Here is a 1,527-nt window from a genome sequence, read left to right as displayed (position 1 = left end):
GCCCGGCCGCAGGCCCGGCGCCTCGGCGGGGCGCTTGCGCTCGATTTCGACGCCGACGCTGCCCGGACCGAGCTCCAGCTTCTCGACCCGCACAGTGACACGCACGACGCGCGGATCCGACAGCACATGGGCGGCCACCTGCTCGGCCAGGCTCTCGCTCAGTTCCACATGGCCGCGCGCAACGATTCCCCGGATGCCGTCCATGATGATGTCGTAGGAGACGACGTGGCGCATGTCCTGCGGATCGTCGGTAATGCGGCGCACCTCGGCGGTGACGTCGAAGCGCACCTTCTGCTGGCGCCCGTGCTCGAAGCTGTAGGCGCCGATCTCCACCGGCAGCACGAAGTCGCGCACGAAGATCTTGTCGGTGCCGAGCTTCGGGTCCACCGCCTCGGGCGAGTAGCCGCGCGCGGCAAGCAGCCGGTAATCGACGGCAGCGGAGTCGCCGGCCAGGCGCTCCTCGGGAATGAGCGCACGGATGCGCCTGACGCAATCGATGTCGATCGTCTTCGTGCGCTGCGAGCCGTCGCAAAGCGCACCCCGGAAGCCGAGGAAATTCGGTTCCAAAGGCAACACACGTGGGATGTCCGGCGCCTCCAGCGATCCGCCTAGCCCGGCCATGAGGCCATGGGCGCGTGCCGGGTTGATGAAATCGGGAATACGCTCTGGCGGCAGGTGGTCGAGCAGCCTGCCCCTGCCCTTTCCCGCCGTATCAACCATCGCGCCGTGGAAGCCACTTTCGGCAAGCGCGGGCAGGATGGCAAAATCCGGATCGCGGTCGGCGAAGAGGACGGCGACCAGTTTCACCCGTGGGGCGAGGCCTGCGAGCGCCCGCGCGCAGGCTGCCGCTTGGACGTCGGGAAGAAAGCCGATCTTCAGGTAGTCGACGCCGGTCTCGGCGATCTCCGTTGCGGCCAGGCGGATCGCCTCGGGGTCCATCGGCAGGTTGCCGCAGACGGCGCTGACGGGCCGGCGGCCGGCCACATGCGCGACCGTCTTGCGGATCTCGTCCAGGGCGACGGCGCCCAGCGCGCCGTCCTCCGGGTTCTTCAGGTCGATGATGTCGGCACCGCCGGCAAGAGCTGTCTCGGCCTCCTGCCGCCCGGTGACGCTGGCCAGAAACTTGGTCATCGAATGCACCTCGGGCGCCGCGAGGCGCCGGTTCGTGCATCAACGCGGCAACCGGCAATCCGGTTCACGCGTGAAATGGATCTAGGAGGGGTTGCGCAAGCTCTCAAACGCGCTACCATCATGAGCGGGCACCTCATCAACATTCTTTTGCGCGGTTTACGGGCCGTGCAGGACTTCAACGAGTCGAACTTGTGAAGAGCGCGGTGCCATACACTCTCCTTGCGTTTCTGTACCTTTTTCTTTTGAGCGTCAACGTCTCGCCCGCCCGTGCACAGGAGGATGCATCGGGGTCGGCAGGCGATGCGCACATCGAGATCCGGATCGGCTATCTCCGCGCGTATGCGCCGGAGCTGGCGCTGTCGGTTCTGGACATACCGCCGCGTGACGAGGGGGTTG

At 66.7% G+C, this 1,527-nt stretch carries 1 protein-coding gene and 1 pseudogene; one reads left to right on the top strand and one right to left on the bottom strand.

From position 1 onward, the window contains the following. A partial coding sequence (locus ACFP9U_RS24975) for a (5-formylfuran-3-yl)methyl phosphate synthase (RefSeq protein ID WP_378625573.1) occupies nt 1-1,131 on the bottom strand: 1,131 nt, incomplete at its 3' end. Between the two features lie 203 nt (nt 1,132-1,334). Here ACFP9U_RS24975 and ACFP9U_RS24970 point away from each other — a divergent pair. Beyond that, nucleotides 1,335-1,527 (top strand): annotated as a pseudogene (locus tag ACFP9U_RS24970) (branched-chain amino acid ABC transporter substrate-binding protein); the annotation flags it as partial.

The organism is Nitratireductor sp. GCM10026969 (assembly GCF_042660605.1).
Lineage (GTDB): Bacteria > Pseudomonadota > Alphaproteobacteria > Rhizobiales > Rhizobiaceae > Chelativorans.
This window is presented reverse-complemented; position numbering and strand designations above follow the sequence as displayed.